General features: G+C 53.2%; 11 protein-coding genes. 7 read left to right on the forward strand and 4 right to left on the reverse strand.

Going from position 1 to position 14791, the window contains the following annotated elements:
• Position 1 precedes the first annotated feature (1 nt).
• Positions 2–2287: a xanthine dehydrogenase family protein molybdopterin-binding subunit gene (locus tag H8S57_RS03295; protein WP_352408204.1), complete on the forward strand. Its 2286-nt coding sequence runs from the start codon at positions 2–4 to the stop codon at positions 2285–2287.
• Between the two features lie 253 nt (positions 2288–2540).
• On the opposite strand, the gene H8S57_RS03300 is transcribed toward H8S57_RS03295, so the two are convergent.
• Positions 2541–4472 (reverse strand): sigma 54-interacting transcriptional regulator, encoded by a 1932-nt coding sequence (locus tag H8S57_RS03300; RefSeq protein ID WP_186906659.1) that lies wholly within the window; start codon positions 4470–4472, stop codon positions 2541–2543.
• A gap of 227 nt (positions 4473–4699) precedes the next feature.
• Here H8S57_RS03300 and H8S57_RS03305 point away from each other — a divergent pair, with 227 nt between their 5' ends.
• Genes H8S57_RS03305 through H8S57_RS03320 form a run of 4 tightly spaced genes read left to right on the forward strand, consistent with a single transcriptional unit; the run spans position 4700 to position 7493 of the window.
• A complete protein-coding gene (locus tag H8S57_RS03305) occupies positions 4700–5020 on the forward strand; it encodes a Dabb family protein (RefSeq protein WP_186906660.1) in 321 nt (106 codons plus the stop codon).
• A gap of 14 nt (positions 5021–5034) precedes the next feature.
• Positions 5035–5286 carry a UxaA family hydrolase gene (locus H8S57_RS03310; protein ID WP_207723690.1) on the forward strand — a complete coding sequence of 84 codons (252 nt, stop codon included), beginning with the start codon at positions 5035–5037 and terminating at the stop codon, positions 5284–5286.
• 18 nt (positions 5287–5304) lie between these two features.
• Positions 5305–6462, forward strand: coding sequence for a UxaA family hydrolase (locus H8S57_RS03315; protein WP_186906662.1), 1158 nt, complete (start codon positions 5305–5307; stop codon positions 6460–6462).
• 53 nt (positions 6463–6515) lie between these two features.
• On the forward strand, positions 6516–7493 hold the full coding sequence (locus H8S57_RS03320; RefSeq protein WP_186906663.1) for a 2-keto-3-deoxygluconate permease: 978 nt from the start codon (positions 6516–6518) through the stop codon (positions 7491–7493).
• Positions 7494–7823: 330 nt separating this feature from the next.
• Here H8S57_RS03320 and H8S57_RS17060 read toward each other — a convergent pair whose 3' ends face one another.
• Positions 7824–8186, reverse strand: a complete 363-nt coding sequence (locus H8S57_RS17060; protein ID WP_207723691.1) for a hypothetical protein — start codon at positions 8184–8186, stop codon at positions 7824–7826.
• A gap of 33 nt (positions 8187–8219) precedes the next feature.
• Entirely contained in the window at positions 8220–9239 is a 1020-nt protein-coding gene (locus H8S57_RS17065; RefSeq protein ID WP_207723692.1) for an IS4 family transposase, read from the reverse strand.
• Between the two features lie 165 nt (positions 9240–9404).
• Between H8S57_RS17065 and H8S57_RS03330 the strand changes: the two genes are divergently transcribed.
• Both H8S57_RS03330 and H8S57_RS03335 read left to right on the forward strand, forming a co-directional pair.
• Positions 9405–10171, forward strand: a protein-coding gene (locus tag H8S57_RS03330; RefSeq protein WP_186906664.1) for an IS5 family transposase whose coding sequence is annotated in 2 segments (ribosomal slippage) — positions 9405–9765 and positions 9765–10171 — 768 coding nt in all. Because the reading frame shifts where the segments join, the coding sequence is not laid out codon by codon here.
• A gap of 197 nt (positions 10172–10368) precedes the next feature.
• On the forward strand, positions 10369–12138 hold the full coding sequence (locus H8S57_RS03335; RefSeq protein ID WP_186906665.1) for a transposase: 1770 nt from the start codon (positions 10369–10371) through the stop codon (positions 12136–12138).
• Between the two features lie 568 nt (positions 12139–12706).
• On the opposite strand, the gene H8S57_RS03345 is transcribed toward H8S57_RS03335, so the two are convergent.
• On the reverse strand, positions 12707–14332 hold the full coding sequence (locus H8S57_RS03345; protein WP_131970287.1) for a hypothetical protein: 1626 nt from the start codon (positions 14330–14332) through the stop codon (positions 12707–12709).
• Positions 14333–14791 lie beyond the last annotated feature (459 nt).

A 14791-nucleotide genomic window follows, 5' to 3' on the forward strand; every position in this document is an offset into this window, starting at 1 on the left:
CGTGAGATACGTGGGAAAAGACATCCCCCGCAACGACGGTTTTGACAAGGTGACCGGCCGGGGCGTGTTTACGTTTGACGTACATCTGCCCCGGATGCTCCATGGCAAGATCCTCCGCAGCCCCTACGCCCATGCGAAGGTCCTCTCCATCGACACCAGCGCGGCCGAGGCCCTGCCCGGCGTGCGCGCGGTGTGCACCTTTGAAAATACCACCGCCAAGCTGTGGAACGGCGCGGCCCCCATGTTCATCACTCCGCTGCCCCATAAGCCGGTGCTGGATCAGACCATCTTTACCGGCGAACCCAAGTACATCGGCGACGAAGTGGCCGGCGTGGCCGCGGATACGGAGGAGATCGCCGCCCAGGCGGTAAAGCTCATCCGGGTCGAGTGGCAGCAGCTGCCTGCCGTCTACGACCCTCTGGAGGCCGTCAAGCCCGACGCCCCTCAGGTCCAGCCCCGGTTTGCCAATCCGGAATACAACAACATCTGCGGCGGTCCGGTCATCCTCACCTTTGGCGGCGATCCCGACGAGGCGTTCAAGCACTGCGACGAGGTGGTGGAGTATCGGGTGAAGCTGCCCCGGGTCAAGCAGGCGCAGATGGAGACCCACGGCGCCGTGGCTTCCTATTGTCCCGACGGCAGACTGGACGTGATCTCCACCACCCAGGCCCCTTATCCCACCAAAATGATCCTCGCCGAAGCCCTGGACCTGCCCGTCAGCAAGGTCACGGTACGCAACCCCCCTTATGTGGGCGGCGGCTTTGGCGTGCGGATCGGCCTGTCCGGCAAGGCCGAGATCCTGGCGGCGGCGCTGTCGATGAAGTGCGGCCGTCCGGTCAAGCTGATCTACACCCGCGAGGAAGACTTTACCTGCTCCGATTCCCGCCACGGCGGCTATCTGGAGTGCCGCCTGGGCGCCCGAAAGGACGGCGCCTTTGTGGCGCTGGACACACGGGCGTGGCTGAACACCGGCGCTTACGCCACCTTTGGCACCGACTTGGTGGGCGTCTGCGGTGCCTGCGGTACGGCGGGCGCCTACGTGATTCCCAACTTCCGCTACACCGGCTGGCCGGTCTATACCAACCAGATGACGGCCGGCGCCATGCGCGGCTTCGGCTCCCCCCAGGGAAACGCCGTGGTGGAGCCCGCCATCGAGCTCATGGCCCAGAGGCTGGGGATGGACTCCATCGAGCTGCGCAAGAAAAACTCCACCCGCGAGGACACCCGAAACTGGTTCCCATTCCCGCCGGGCTCCTGCGGCACCAACGAGTGCCTGGATCGGGCGGCCGCCGCTATCCAGTGGAACGAAAAGCACGGCCGGGCCGCTCAGCAGACCGGTCCGGTCCGCAGGGGGGTGGGGATCTCCGCCGGTACGCACGTGAGCAACGCGGCTCCGTTCTGTGTGGACTATAATACGGTGCTCCTCCGCATCGAGCGGGACGGCACCCTCTTCGTGAACAGCGCCATTCCGGAGATCGGCCCCGGTTCCACCACCGCGTGCCTCCAGGTGGCCAGCGACCTCATCGGGGTCCCTTTCCAGAATGCGGTCATGAAGTTTGGCGACACGGACGCCGCCGCCTTCGACATCGGCAGCCATGCCACCCGGACGCTCTACACCGTCAGCTACGTCATGGCCGACGCGGCCAAGGAGCTGCGCCGGGATATCTTCACCTGGGTGGGCCGGCACCTGGACCTGGACCCCGGGAGCCTAGAGCTGGACGACGGCATAATTACCAGCGGCGGCAAGCCCGTGTCCACCCTGGCGGAGATGGCTTCCGCCGCCCACCTGGAGGGCAAGCAGTTCATGGCCTCCTCCTGCAAGGTGCCGCCCAACTGCCTGCCCTTCTACGCCCAGGCCGCAGAGGTGGAGGTGGACCTGGAGACCGGCATGGTCAAGGTGCTCAAGGTGGCCGCTGCCCACGACGTGGGCAGGGCCGTAAATCCCCGCCTGTGCAAGGGGCAGATTGAGGGGGGCGTGCTCCAGGGCGTGGGCTATGCAGTCCGCGAGGAGATGACCTATGTGGAAGGGAAGGGGTTTTATAACAAGGGCTTTCACAGCTATATGCTTCCCACCGCTGACGACCGCCCCGAGATCGAGTCGATCCTGGTGGAAAACCCGGACCCCTCCGGCGTGTTTGGTATCATCGGCATCGGAGAGTGCGGCGTAAATCCCACGCTGGCCGCCATTGGCAACGCGGTGGAGGATGCCACCGGCGTCCGCTTCCATGAGTTTCCCTTGACGCCGGGCCGGGTGCTGGCCGGGTTGAAGGCCGCCGGGAAGGTCTGACCCGGTTCGCCGTTCAAGCAAGCACGGATGCGAACGAGCCTCCTCGGCCTAAGGGCGCCTCGGCCGGGGGCGGGGGATGATTTGGTTCCCTTTTTATTCCAAAAGCGATGACTGTCCGGAAAACCGCTCGGATGGCCATCGCTTTTGTCGTTTCTAACTGTGTGCCGGCCGATTCGTATGATATACGAAAAAGGCCGCTTGCGTTTCTCCGTTCCGATTTGGAACGAAGGGAAGCTATGAGATCCGGGCCCGGTTACGAACGGTATGGCTGATCCAACTTGCGCCAAAGGGTCGATCTGCTGATGTGAAGGTAGGAGCATAGCTTGTCCTTGTCCCCGCCAAAGCGCTCCAAGAGGAAGGCGATGTAATGGCGTTCCAGCGCCTTGAGGTCGTCTGTAAGCGGCGCGGTATATTGCGCATGCAGATCCGAATGCCCCTTTTGCTGCATCATCCGGGCTAAAAACGCACGATCCAATCGATAATCCCTGCACAGCAGCACCACGCGTTCGGCAAAATTCCGTAGTTCCCGGATATTTCCCGGCCAATCGTAATCCAGGATCGGCTCAAAAACGGACATGTCGTCCCAAAACACGGCCCGTTTCTCCTGCTCGGAAACTTCCGCCAAAAAGCTGGTAAACAGCGGAACGATGTCTTCCCTGCGTCTGCGCAGGGGGGGAATGTCCAGCTCCAACAGCGCTAAACGATAGTAGAGATCCTCGCGAAACTTCTTTTGCTGGACCATCTCGAGCAGATCCCGGTTGGTAGCCGCAATGATCCGCACGTCCACAGGGATAATCCGGCTTCCGCCCACCCGCATGACTTCTTTTTCCTGCAGTACGCGAAGCAATTTAGCCTGAAGAGAAAGCGGAAGCTCCCCCACCTCGTCCAGAAAAAGGCTTCCATGATGGGCCAGTTCGAACAGGCCCTGCTTCCCGCCGGGGAGCGCACCGGTAAAGGCGCCCTTTTCGTAGCCGAACAGTTCACTTTCTATCAGGTTTTCATTAAAAGTCGCGCAATTGATTGCAAGGAAAGGGCCGTCGGCCCGCAGGCTTTCATTATGAATACTGGAGGCGATGACTTCTTTTCCAGTGCCGGTCTCGCCCCTTAGAAGAATCGTGCCGTTGCTCTTCGCATAGCGCTTGGCCATTTCTACAAGCTGTATGGATACCGGATCACGGCAGACGATGTCTTGAAAAAAGGTCTTTGCCGTTAACCCCCGCTCCCGGTTCTGCCTGCGGATTGACAACTCCATCTTTTCTACGTCGTTGGCATTGCTGAGGACAAAGGCGTACATGCGCTCTTCGCCCACCACCCGGGGGATGACGCTGACTACATAACGTTTGCCGCGAATATCCGCCAGCTGGTTGGCCGGGAGTTCCAGCAGCAGGGGCAGTTCCATGCCGAACAGTTCCTGTACCTGATTGCAGGGTTCGCGTTTTAGCAGAAGACGCTCGGCCTGAAGGTTGCAGCTTTTGATTTTTCCGGTCTCATCCGCTATAATGACAGCCTCTGCGATAATATTTGTGATAACGGAGATGAAACGATCCTGCGCCCGCTCTTTCAGCGTCATTTCCGTCATATAGCGTGCTTCTTCGATCGTATTGCGATAGGAACGTTCATCGATCACAAAGTTCCGGCTGGGCAATCCAAGACGTTTTGCAATCATGATCGGCTCCACGTCTCCGATCACAAGATCCAGCTTTCCCTGCCCCCAGAGCTGACGGATTTCCTGCTCCACCGAAGCGCGGTCATAGAACCGGTAAAAGCTTAATTCGTAATCCCCCAGGAACAGCTGAGCCCGCTGCTCCTGCTGCTCCTGTCCGGGCGTGTAGGAGCCGATCTCAAAAATACAGATCTTGCGGTACCCATCCGCTACGCATTCCTTCAATAGGGTCAAGATGGCGTACAGCCCGTAATTTAATTCAAAGATCGGGACCGGGATACGATTGACATAAAGATATTGCGCCAGGCTGCCCCGCGTGAGGATCCCATAAATATCGGTTTCCTGGAGCGCCTCCCGTACTTGCCGGAGCAATTCGGGACACGGGCTGGACCGGATAAATTTATAAATGTAGGGCTGTAGTGCCCGAAAGGACACCATATTGTCCACACCGTCCGGGGCTACGACAAGAAATTGCTTATCTGATCTCTGATCCATTGCATGCGTTCCCTCCCCGCTTTCCATTTTACCACAGCTGTTTTGAAAATGAAATCTAAAATTTCATAATTGAAACAACGCTTCCACGGCGTTGTTTCCCGACCCCGGCGGGACTCGGACCGACCCGTTGCGCCGGAAGCGTTTGCACGCCGCAGTCCGCCTTTGTCACTGTTGGCATGCAGTTTGCTTTTATAAAAAACGAGACGCGCATCTCAAGCAATTCCCCATCGCTGCCAAGAAAACGAGGAGGCCCGATGATCCACTATCTGCTGTTGAAATTTAAACCAGGCTTTTTTTCCGACGAGGTCTTTTCCATGGCCGTCGAAGTTTTTACCGGCATCGGTAAAGCACTGGCGGGGATCGAAGATGTCCAGGTCAGCCGGAACTGCATTCCCCGGGATACCAACGCAGACCTGCTGGTACGTATGACATTGGAGGGGCACGAGGCGCTGGAGGCCTACCTGGAGCATCCGCTCCACCGTAGCTTTGCAGAGGAGATCGAGCCCTGTATATCCCGGCGCCTAACATTTGATTGCATGGAAATGGAAAGATTGGAAAGGAGAGAGACATCTTGATCAATGCGGTTCTTATGGCGTCAAACGACGATGTGGTTACCGTTACCCAGGCTGTACCCGCCGGCGGAGAGATCTGCTATCAGCGGGAGGGTGAGACATTTTCCCTTGCCGCCGCCACCGACGTACCCCTCTACCACAAGGCGGCCCTGCGGGATCTGGCGGAGGGAAGCTCCGTCATCAAGTATGGCGAGCATATCGGCCACGCCACCCGGCCCATCGGCCGTGGGGAACACGTCCACACGCAGAATCTGAGTAGTACACTCTGAGGGGGGGAGGGGATCGGCATGCATTTTATGGGATATCGCCGCACGGATGGCCACGTAGGCATCCGCAACCACGTGGTGGTCATGCCGGGCTGCATATGCTCGGCTGGAGCAGCCAGGAAGATCTGTGAGAAGAGCGGGGCCACCTATCTCTATAATCCCAACGGCTGTGCTCAAGATGCTAGGGACACCGCCATGACCCTGGAGATCCTGTCTGGCCTCATCGCCAACGGCAATGTGTACGGGGCCCTCATTGTGGGGCTGGGCTGTGAAAGCATCCAGGAGGCCCGGTACATGGAGGCCATCCGGAAAAAGACCGATAAACCCGTCCGCTATATCAGCATCCAGAAGGAGGGAGGCCTGGGGCGCACGGTGGCCCATGGCCTGGAACTGGTGGCGCAACTCCAGCAGGAGGCCCGGGCCTGCCGGCGGGAGAGTTGCGATATAAGCGAACTCATCGTGGGCCTGGAGTGCGGTGGCTCCGACCCCACCTCTGGCTTTTCCATCAACGTGGTGCTGGGCAATACCTCCGACCGCCTGGTAGATCTGGGGGGCACCACCATCCTATGCGAGACGCCGGAGGCCATCGGGGCAGAGAATATCCTCAAACGCCGGGGCTGTACCCCCCAGGTGGGGCAGCAGCTCTATGACGCCGTGCTGGCCAATGAACGCCGCCACCTGGAAGCCGGCGAGGATATCCGCAATGTAAACCCCTCCCCCGGTAATAAGGCTGGTGGTCTCACCACCTTGGAAGAAAAGTCCATCGGGTGCGTCCACAAGAGCGGTACCAGGCCCTTCCAGGCGGTTTACAGCTACGGGCAGATGGTGGACAAGAAGGGCTTAGTATTCATGGACGGCACCGCCTACGACGTGGCATCCACCATGTCCCTTATTGCCGGCGGGGCCCAGTTGGTAGTGTTCACCACCGGCCTGGGTACCCCCGTTGGCAGTGCCATCGCCCCCGTCCTCAAGGCCACCGGAAATGGACATACCGCCCAGTGGCTGGAGGACATCATCGACTTCGACAGTAGCGCCAGCATCACCGGTGAGAAGACGGTGGAAGCTCTAGGGGATGAGTTGCTGAAGTATATCTGCCGTGTGTGCGACGGCGAGCTGGTCAAGGCGGAGATCAACGGCATCTCCGACATGGCCATCGATCAAATGGGCAGTTACTGCTAAGTTCCCTGAAAATTTATACTGTCTGCAAAGGACTTTAGAGAGGAGAGCAAGCTATGAAAATCCTGAAAACCATACAAAAGGTCCCCGGTGGTCTGATGGTTGTCCCTCTATTCTTGGGCGCTATCGTTAATCTGGTATTTCCTCAGTTTCTGGATCTGGGTGGCATGACCACCGCCACATTCAAATCCGGAGCCTCTGCTTTTATCGGAGCCAGCCTGATGTGCGTGGGCTCTCAGATTACCGTCACCCGGGTGGGCGAGCCCCTCAAGCGGGGTGCAGTGTTGCTAATCGCCAAGTTCCTGGCCGGCTTCGTGCCCACCGTCATCGCCAACATGATTTGGGGCCCCGCCGGCGTGCTGGGGATTACCCCTCTAATGCTCCTGGCCGCCGTCACCAACAGCAACGGGGGTATGTACCTGGGCCTGATGACGAACTTTGGGGATGAAAACGACCTGGGTGCCCAGTCCCTGCTAGGTATCAATGACGGCCCCTTTCTTACCCTGCTGGGGCTGGGTCTGGCCGGTGTAACCAGCTTCGATTGGAAGTCCTTACTGGCCTCTGTGGTACCCCTAATCGTAGGCATCATCTTGGGAAATCTGGACAAGGACATCCGGAAATTCCTGCAACCCGGCATCATGTTTACCCTGCCCTTCTTGGCGTTCTGCCTGGGGACCGGCCTGAACCTGCGCAACATCGTTACCGGCGGCGCCATCGGTATCGTCCTGGGTGTACTGGTAGTGGTTCTCACCGGTATCTTCACCATCACTGCCGATAAGCTGATTCTGCGTCGTCCTGGCTACGCCGGCGCCGCCATCTGCACTACCGCTGGCAATGCCGTGGCCGTTCCCGCTATTATCGCAGAGGCATCTCCCAACCTAGCCTACCAGGTGGAGTCCGCCACCGCAGCCGTGGCTACTGCCGTCATTGTCACCGCCATTCTCTGCCCCATTGTCACCAGCCTGATGGCCAAGAAGTTCGGTTGCCCCAAGCTGGAGCGGGAGGCCCTGGCCAATCAGGATGTCAAAGGCTGATTGGCCATCTGCTAAGTGCAAGTAAAACTCCTGGATTTCTGTAAGACCCGGAAGTCTGCCCGGGGACACCACCCAAGCAGATACCCACAGGGACAGAGGATACCCCACGTCCCTGTGGGCAATGTTTGAGTTGCCCATCAATGACAACGGCTTGTATTAATCGGTTGTGCTGTAAAGGTTCATTTGCCACAAAAGGAAAGGTGCATCGCTTTATAAGCAATGCACCTTTCCTTTGTTTCAGCGAGGTCATGGCCTTCTGCTCACACATCCGAAAGTCCGTTTGAATAATATCACCTAGGTGGCGTCTACACGAAACAAATGATATAATACTCAAACTTCGCACCCTGTTTGAGCGTCAAAATCAGCCTTTAGGCTGTCCAAATCGAGAAATTCCGCAATATCAGCAGGCAAATCAGCCAAGAACTTCACGATGAGGGCACAAATACCCTGCTGCAAGGGATTAAACCCCTGCAGCAATTCTCCCAGAAAAAGTTGCAATTTCTCCAAAGCCTCCGTAAACGATATGTCCGCCAATTCGTCTGCTACCAGGCAAAACAATGGTCCGGCAGAACGAAGATCCTGGTTCTCCCGGATACCAACCGCCAGGAATATATATCGGGCAAACACAATGGCGCACTGGGCGCACATTGCATCGTAAGAAAGAGAGCGGCACTCGCCGGTCAGACGCAGCACAGATTTGCTGGTTTTGAAGAAAACCTCAATGTCCTAGCGCTTGCCGTATAGCTGGATGGTCTCGTACTCTGTCAACGTAGTATCGGTAGAAATCAGCACCAGATAGTCTTTCCGGTTGCTGCGGTTTCGGACAAATAGCAACTTGGCTGGAATAGGCGCATCCTCCGGCTCTCCACCGCAAATTTCAATGGGGACGCTCAGCAAATACCGGGAGCGGCCACGGTGTTTTTTGCACCGAGCGTAGATATCCTTGCAGGACAGCAGCTCACCCTGAAACGAGTAGTGGATCTTGCTGCTTTTCTTCACCATAGACACGACATCCAGATTCTTTTCCCGCATGGAACGGATTACCTTCGGGGAAGAAAACCAGCGATCAAAGAGAACATAGTCTGCACAAATCCCGGCAGACTGGGCTTCGGAAATCAAATCTGAGATGACTTCCGTCCCCTTTTTCACAGCCAATTTTCGTATTTTTGCTCCGTTGCTGCGAGAATTCAGAACCTTTCCTTCAAAAAGCCGATTCTCCTGTTTTTCTGTAGACAACAGACAGGAATTCACCGGAAGGAAGGTCACGCCGTCAGACCAGCCAAGGGTCAGCATGCGGTAGCCACGGGTGTAACGGTGACGGGCATGGTCGTAAACCTTCGCCAACAGCTCAACTTTTTTGGAGCCGTTTCTCTCGAAAACGGTGTCATCAATGACAAAAGCGTTCCTGCGTTTTTCGTTGGTCAAAGGCTCCAACGTTGTTCCAATGATCTTGGCAGAGAGCAGCGTGGTAAAGCGCATCCAGTTGATGTGCGTGGCGTTTTTGAGACGGTATACGGCATCCTTTCCGAAAAATGGAGCCTTGCCGGATTGCATGTCCAGAAACATGCTGCGATTGCGAAATACCAGGCAAAACAGGTAGCTCATGATGGCCATGACGGACACGCCTTGCTGCTTGTAGGCATTGCTTTTTCGCAGAATTTCACTTAGCTGATACCGCTTGAAAAATTCCTGGATCCTTGCGGAAGTCTGCTTCCCATTTTCTTCATCAAATGCTATACTCTTCATTGTGCAGACCCTCTTTTTATGTGTTTGGTGATGTGTGGTAACTTCATTTTAACACATATTGGGCCTGCACATTTTTGTTTTTATCTTACTTAAAAAGTTGTATTTTTTAAGGGTGCGAAGTTTGAGATATAATAGTTGCAACTGAAGCAGTTGGAGGCTAAAGATATGGATGCATCCTACCATAGGCACGACATCAGTGACGCAGCATGGGAACTCATCGCGCCTTACCTCCCTGGTCAGCGTGGCCAATGGGGTGGAATAGCCGAGGATAATCGCAGATTCATCAATGCAGTCCTTTGGGTGCTACGCACCGGAGCGCCTTGGCGCGATCTTCCACCCGCCTATGGGAAATGGGGTACGGTACACCAGCGGTTTATCCGCTGGCGCAGAAAAGGGACTTGGGAGAAACTTCTGGAAATCTTGATTGATGAGCCTGACTTTGAATGGCTGATGATAGATGCGAGCCATGTAAAAGTGCATCCCCATGCAGCAGGGGCTCGTGGCGGTAATCAAGCCATGGCAAAGACAAAAGGGGGCTCAACACCAAGATACATCTGGCCGTGGATGTGCATGGTATGCCAGTCCAAATTATTGTTACAGAAGGTACCCGGGCAGATTGTAAAGAAGCTATCCATCTGATCAAAGGCATTGACGCAGAAGCACTGCTGGCGGATCGGGGATATGACACCGATGAGATCATTTCCTATGCTCTCGATGCAGGCATGGAGCCGGTTATTCCACCGAAACGCAATCGGAAGGAACTACGCGAGTATGATAAATATCTGTACCGGACGCGTCACTTGGTTGAGAACGCTTTTCTTGCGTTAAAACAGCGGCGTGGCATAGCCATACGCTATGCAAAAACACTTGATGCCTTTGTCACTGCTGTTCAAGTCAGATGCATTGTCATTTGGCTGGACATCTTGGCATAACTCGTGTAGACACAATCTAGACAAAACAGAAAGAATCGGCGGCTACGCCTTGAGAGCAATTTCGAGGAGATTACGCCGATGAGGAACTACCCAAAAGCCCTGAAAAGAAAACTTCTGGATACCATGGGGCTGTTGACAAAGCCCGCGTATCACTGGAAATATGATATAATGAAAAAAGAGCGGAGAGGGGGATGGGAATGCAACTGAAGCTGCACATGGTGACGATAGAAGATTTGGTCCCTGAGGGACACTTTCTGCGAAAACTGGAAGCCACGCTGGACTTGTCCTTCGTGCGTGAAGAAACAGCCTATTTGTACAGCCCCAGGTATGGCCGCCCGTCCATCGCCCCAGTGATGCTGGTGAAGTATCTGATGGTAGGATACCTGTACGGAATCCCATCGGAACGGCAGATCGAGCAGCGGATTCAGACGGATGTGGCCCTGCGGTGGTATCTGGGTCTGGAGCTGTTTGACCGGGTACCGGACCACAGCACCATCTCTCAACTGCGCCGTCGCAAGCTTTCTTTCCGCAAGGTTTTCCGCCGGCTGTTTGAGGAAGTGGTGCGTCAGTGCATCAAGAAAGGTCTGGCCAGCGGACGGCTGGCAGCCACCGACTCCACTCATGTGGACGAGAACGGCGAGACCAAACAGAAGTGGGAAACCCGCACTTCCTATCAGGAGGCATTGAAGCGCAAGGCAGAGATCGAGAGCCAGAAAAGCTCCAACTCCTTTCTTCCGCCCACCAATCAGAATATTACGGAGTTCCTGTCGGACTTCGTCTCCCTCTATGGTGAAAAACGGTGGGGTGTGTCCATGTACGACAGCCAAAACTCGCTGATTGCCAACTACATCAACCCCATCATCGGGGATATGAAGGTGCAGGACATCACCACGCGGGTGGTGGACAAGTACATCCAGACCTTGCAGAAAACCCCTGCGGTGAACACCAGGACGCACCACGCCAAAACGGAGTTCGTGACCAACGCTACCATCGAGAAGATCATCAAACTTCTCCGCTGTGCCTTCAAGCAGGCGGTTCGGTGGGAGCTGGTTGCCAAGAACCCCTTTGATAATGTGGTGTTGCCCAAAGTGGAATACAAGAAGCGGGACATCTGGACCGCCGATATGATCCGCACCGCCCTGGACCAGTGTACGGACAGCAAACTCTATGTGGCAATGAACCTGGCCTTTGCCTGTTCGCTGCGCATGGGTGAGATTCTAGGACTGACCTGGAGCAATGTCCACATCTCCGATGAAGAAATCGCTGACGACAACGCCTATGTCTACATCGACAAGGAGCTGGCGCGGGCCTCTAAGCGAGCCATTGAGATGCTGGGGCAAAAAGACATCTACCATGTGTTCACGCCTCTGTTTCCCAACACCAGCACCAGGATCATTTTGAAGAAGCCCAAGACTGATTCCAGTATCCGCAAGGTGTGGTTGCCCAAGACTCTGGCTTATATCCTGCGAGAATGGAAATCCGCGCAAGACGAGCTGCGGGCGCTGCTCCGCGACGAGTATCAGGACTACGATCTGGTGGTGGCGCTGGCCAATGGCCGCCCCTGTGAGGACCGTATCATCCTGAAGTCGTTCGAAAAGCTGCGGGAGAAGGCAGGGCTACCCAAAGTGGTCTTTCACTCCCTACGCCATTCCAGTACCACCTATAAGCTGAAGCTCAACCACGGCGACCTGAAGGCCACCCAGGGCGATACCGGACACGCCCAGATCGACATGATCACCAGCGTGTATGCGCACATTCTGGACGAGGACCACAAGATCAACGCCCAGAAGTTTGAGAGCGCCTTCTATGCCAATCCTGACCTGCGTTCGGTTCGTCCCCCGGAGGAACCAAAGGAACCGGTGCCCGCCACATTGGATTTGGAGGCCCTGGTGGAACAGCTTCGCAAGTCGCCGGAACTGGCCAACACATTGGCCGCATTGCTGGCGTCGGCCCCATCCGAAAAATAGGGCGGGAAAATCGTATTAGCAAATCGGCGTTTTTTATTAGCAAGGCCGGAAAAATAGTTCGAAGCCAATTAGCAGGCATACAGCGGAAAATGTATAAAATCGTTCCGGTGGAGCGGAAAGAACGCTCCGAGGAAATAATAACAAAAACCGCTGTAAACCATCAAAAAACGGATCACAGCGGTCATTTTTGGAGCGTGTTGACGAAAAAGATGCACCTTATATGAGCGTTGCCGTTTATATGTTGTATGGGTGTTTTACTTTACAGCGAAAACCTTGGCGCAGTGGAGATTTATTTGCATCGAGTATATCAAATGAGCAGCAGGCTCCCAATTAAAATAAGTGCCATCATTTTACTATAATTTGTAATTTCGATGAATTTTTTCTTGACGTATTCATCAGTTCCTGATGTTAACATATGCATATCTGTAGAAGTCGGGTTAATCATCACTAAAATGGACACCCAAAATGGAGAAATATGGGCTTTGTCAGCATTACTAAAAGTGAAGCATGGAACAGGATTTAAAACTATTGTTAATGCGAGACTTTTTTATAAGTATACTTGAAATGCTCAAAAATCCGGGCCATATTCAATAAAATCTGCAACAAACATCATCTTTCTGGCAGTAGAAATATAGTTTTTTAAATGTTTCGTTCGAAGTACGGAAATCAGACCATTTTTATTGTTTCCGTCAAAGCAAAGAGGAAGAAGAGTTAACGCAATCTTTCTATCGTTCTCACTTAGTGTCTCTAACTCTAGAAGTGCAGACAATGTATTTCCAGCATTTTTTGCGCCCGTTACAAAGTCCTGAATCATAGCGCTTACACAATCACTGGGTAAATACTTCCTTAAAAATACTGGAGTAAATGGTTTTTTCTGTTCCCCTGACATATTTTCAATTTTTGTTTTGCTTACTGGTAAATCTTTAAATGCAGTATCTTTTGCGGTAGTGAAACATACTGTTGTATGATTCTTGTATGCCTGCAATGAAGCAATTAACTCTGGAATTCTTCTTTTTAAAAATCCGTTCCCACATATCGCTGCTCTTTGCATGTATGCAATCAATTGATCAATTTCATCACACTGACTGATAATAAACCAGCAGGGGCGAGGAGTACCGTTTGTGCTATATGCGGCGGCAACAAATGGCCACGCTTGTTGGGCGGTCAATTTCCGATTTTCAGCGGTTAAGACACCTGCAGAATCTAGTCCTAAAGCGTACAAATCTACTAAAAATTCGTCAATTGGTAAATCCAATCTATTTTCATCAAGACGAGTATTGGCTGTCAAAATGTCATTATTAAATTTATCCGGGGTCGTGCTTAGCGTGCGCTTAATATTTTGTATGGCTATTGGCAGTGCTTCTGGGTTATGAGGCTCAATCCGAACAGGTACCCCGTCTTTGCCACCGCGGTTTTTAAGTAAATATATGCTATGCGCATCTGTCAATGTTTTTGCTAAATATGACAGATCCCCTTCTGTTGGTGGTGAGACAGCAATTCGATCAAATGAATCAACCCAATCTGGCTTTATTTCTGGGATATACGGTAGGACAATATACATTCCGCGCAACAAATTTACTTTTGCTGCATTGTCTTTTGCAGAACGAAACCTTCGGGTAAGATCTTCTATAATTACCTCTCTATCCCGAATTGCCGCTTCAGGCGCTGGAAGATTTTTTAGGTATGGCTTTAATTTTTTGCTCTGAGATAGCAATTGAATAAAATCAAATATATCCGAGGCCACGGCAATTGCTATATCACGTGAACAACCGAGTCCTGCATGCAGACCATTAGCACGTAATTCTTGGTGTAGTTTAAATTTCCCAAGGCAATGGAGAATCTTCGTTCTTTGCTCCGCGTGGTCATCAGGATTTCCCCAAATATAGGAAATGCAACTATCTTCGTTTTTTATGTAGCGGCGCATATCTTCAATGACCTCACTGCCAAATCGATATACGCCAGATGCTATATTTCCATCCTTATACATTGCCTCTACACCTTTTGCCTGAACTAAACACGCTTTTACCAGAAGTTCTGCAGCAGCACCATAAAGGCCGACTATTGGAGCCTGTTTAGTTTCAGGTTTACGAAGGTTTCTAAGTGTTGGCATAGCCATACCATAAAGTGCCATTAAATAAGACTCAACACCACCATCTAACAACACAATTGTATTGTTCTTCAAAAATTTCGGCATGGTATTTCCTCACTTCCTTTAGTGCATTAGGCATTAAGATAACCAGTATTTGCGTATATCAAAGCTGGATTTGTGCCATACATTCACCTTATTAATGCCTTTTATTGTACTGCTGTTTCCATAATTTGTCCACTGTATCCAGTAAATAAGAAATGGAGGCACGCCCAACACTCAGCCAGTGTGTCTCGATTTGCCACTTCAGTCGGGTAATCTGCGTGTATAGCAAGGTGGACTTTTTCGCCACGATCATGTTCTCGCGCTAGCGCCCGAAGAACCAGTGTTAGTTTTCGTGATTCCTATTGACAAACAGGGGAGGCGATGTTCAGTCTCTCAACCAGCATAGACACTCTATTTGTACCAGTAGTCAATCCAGTAAATTATGTTGCTACCGGCTTATCGTATCCACAGCATTTTTACCTTCTGCAATTTTGAATTGTCCGGTGATAGTATCCGTTTAGA

It is taken from the genome of Lawsonibacter hominis (assembly GCF_014287895.1).
GTDB classification, from domain to species: domain Bacteria; phylum Bacillota; class Clostridia; order Oscillospirales; family Oscillospiraceae; genus Lawsonibacter_A; species Lawsonibacter_A hominis.

Coding starts and splice junctions, on each gene's coding strand:
- H8S57_RS03300 (WP_186906659.1), bottom strand. CDS start 4,472: ATGGAAAGCGGGGAGGGAACGCATGCAATGGATCAGAGATCAGATAAG.
- H8S57_RS03305 (WP_186906660.1), top strand. CDS start 4,700: ATGATCCACTATCTGCTGTTGAAATTTAAACCAGGCTTTTTTTCCGAC.
- H8S57_RS03310 (WP_207723690.1), top strand. CDS start 5,035: ATGGCGTCAAACGACGATGTGGTTACCGTTACCCAGGCTGTACCCGCC.
- H8S57_RS03315 (WP_186906662.1), top strand. CDS start 5,305: ATGCATTTTATGGGATATCGCCGCACGGATGGCCACGTAGGCATCCGC.
- H8S57_RS03320 (WP_186906663.1), top strand. CDS start 6,516: ATGAAAATCCTGAAAACCATACAAAAGGTCCCCGGTGGTCTGATGGTT.
- H8S57_RS17065 (WP_207723692.1), bottom strand. CDS start 9,239: ATGAAGAGTATAGCATTTGATGAAGAAAATGGGAAGCAGACTTCCGCA.
- H8S57_RS03335 (WP_186906665.1), top strand. CDS start 10,369: ATGCAACTGAAGCTGCACATGGTGACGATAGAAGATTTGGTCCCTGAG.
- H8S57_RS03345 (WP_131970287.1), bottom strand. CDS start 14,332: ATGCCGAAATTTTTGAAGAACAATACAATTGTGTTGTTAGATGGTGGT.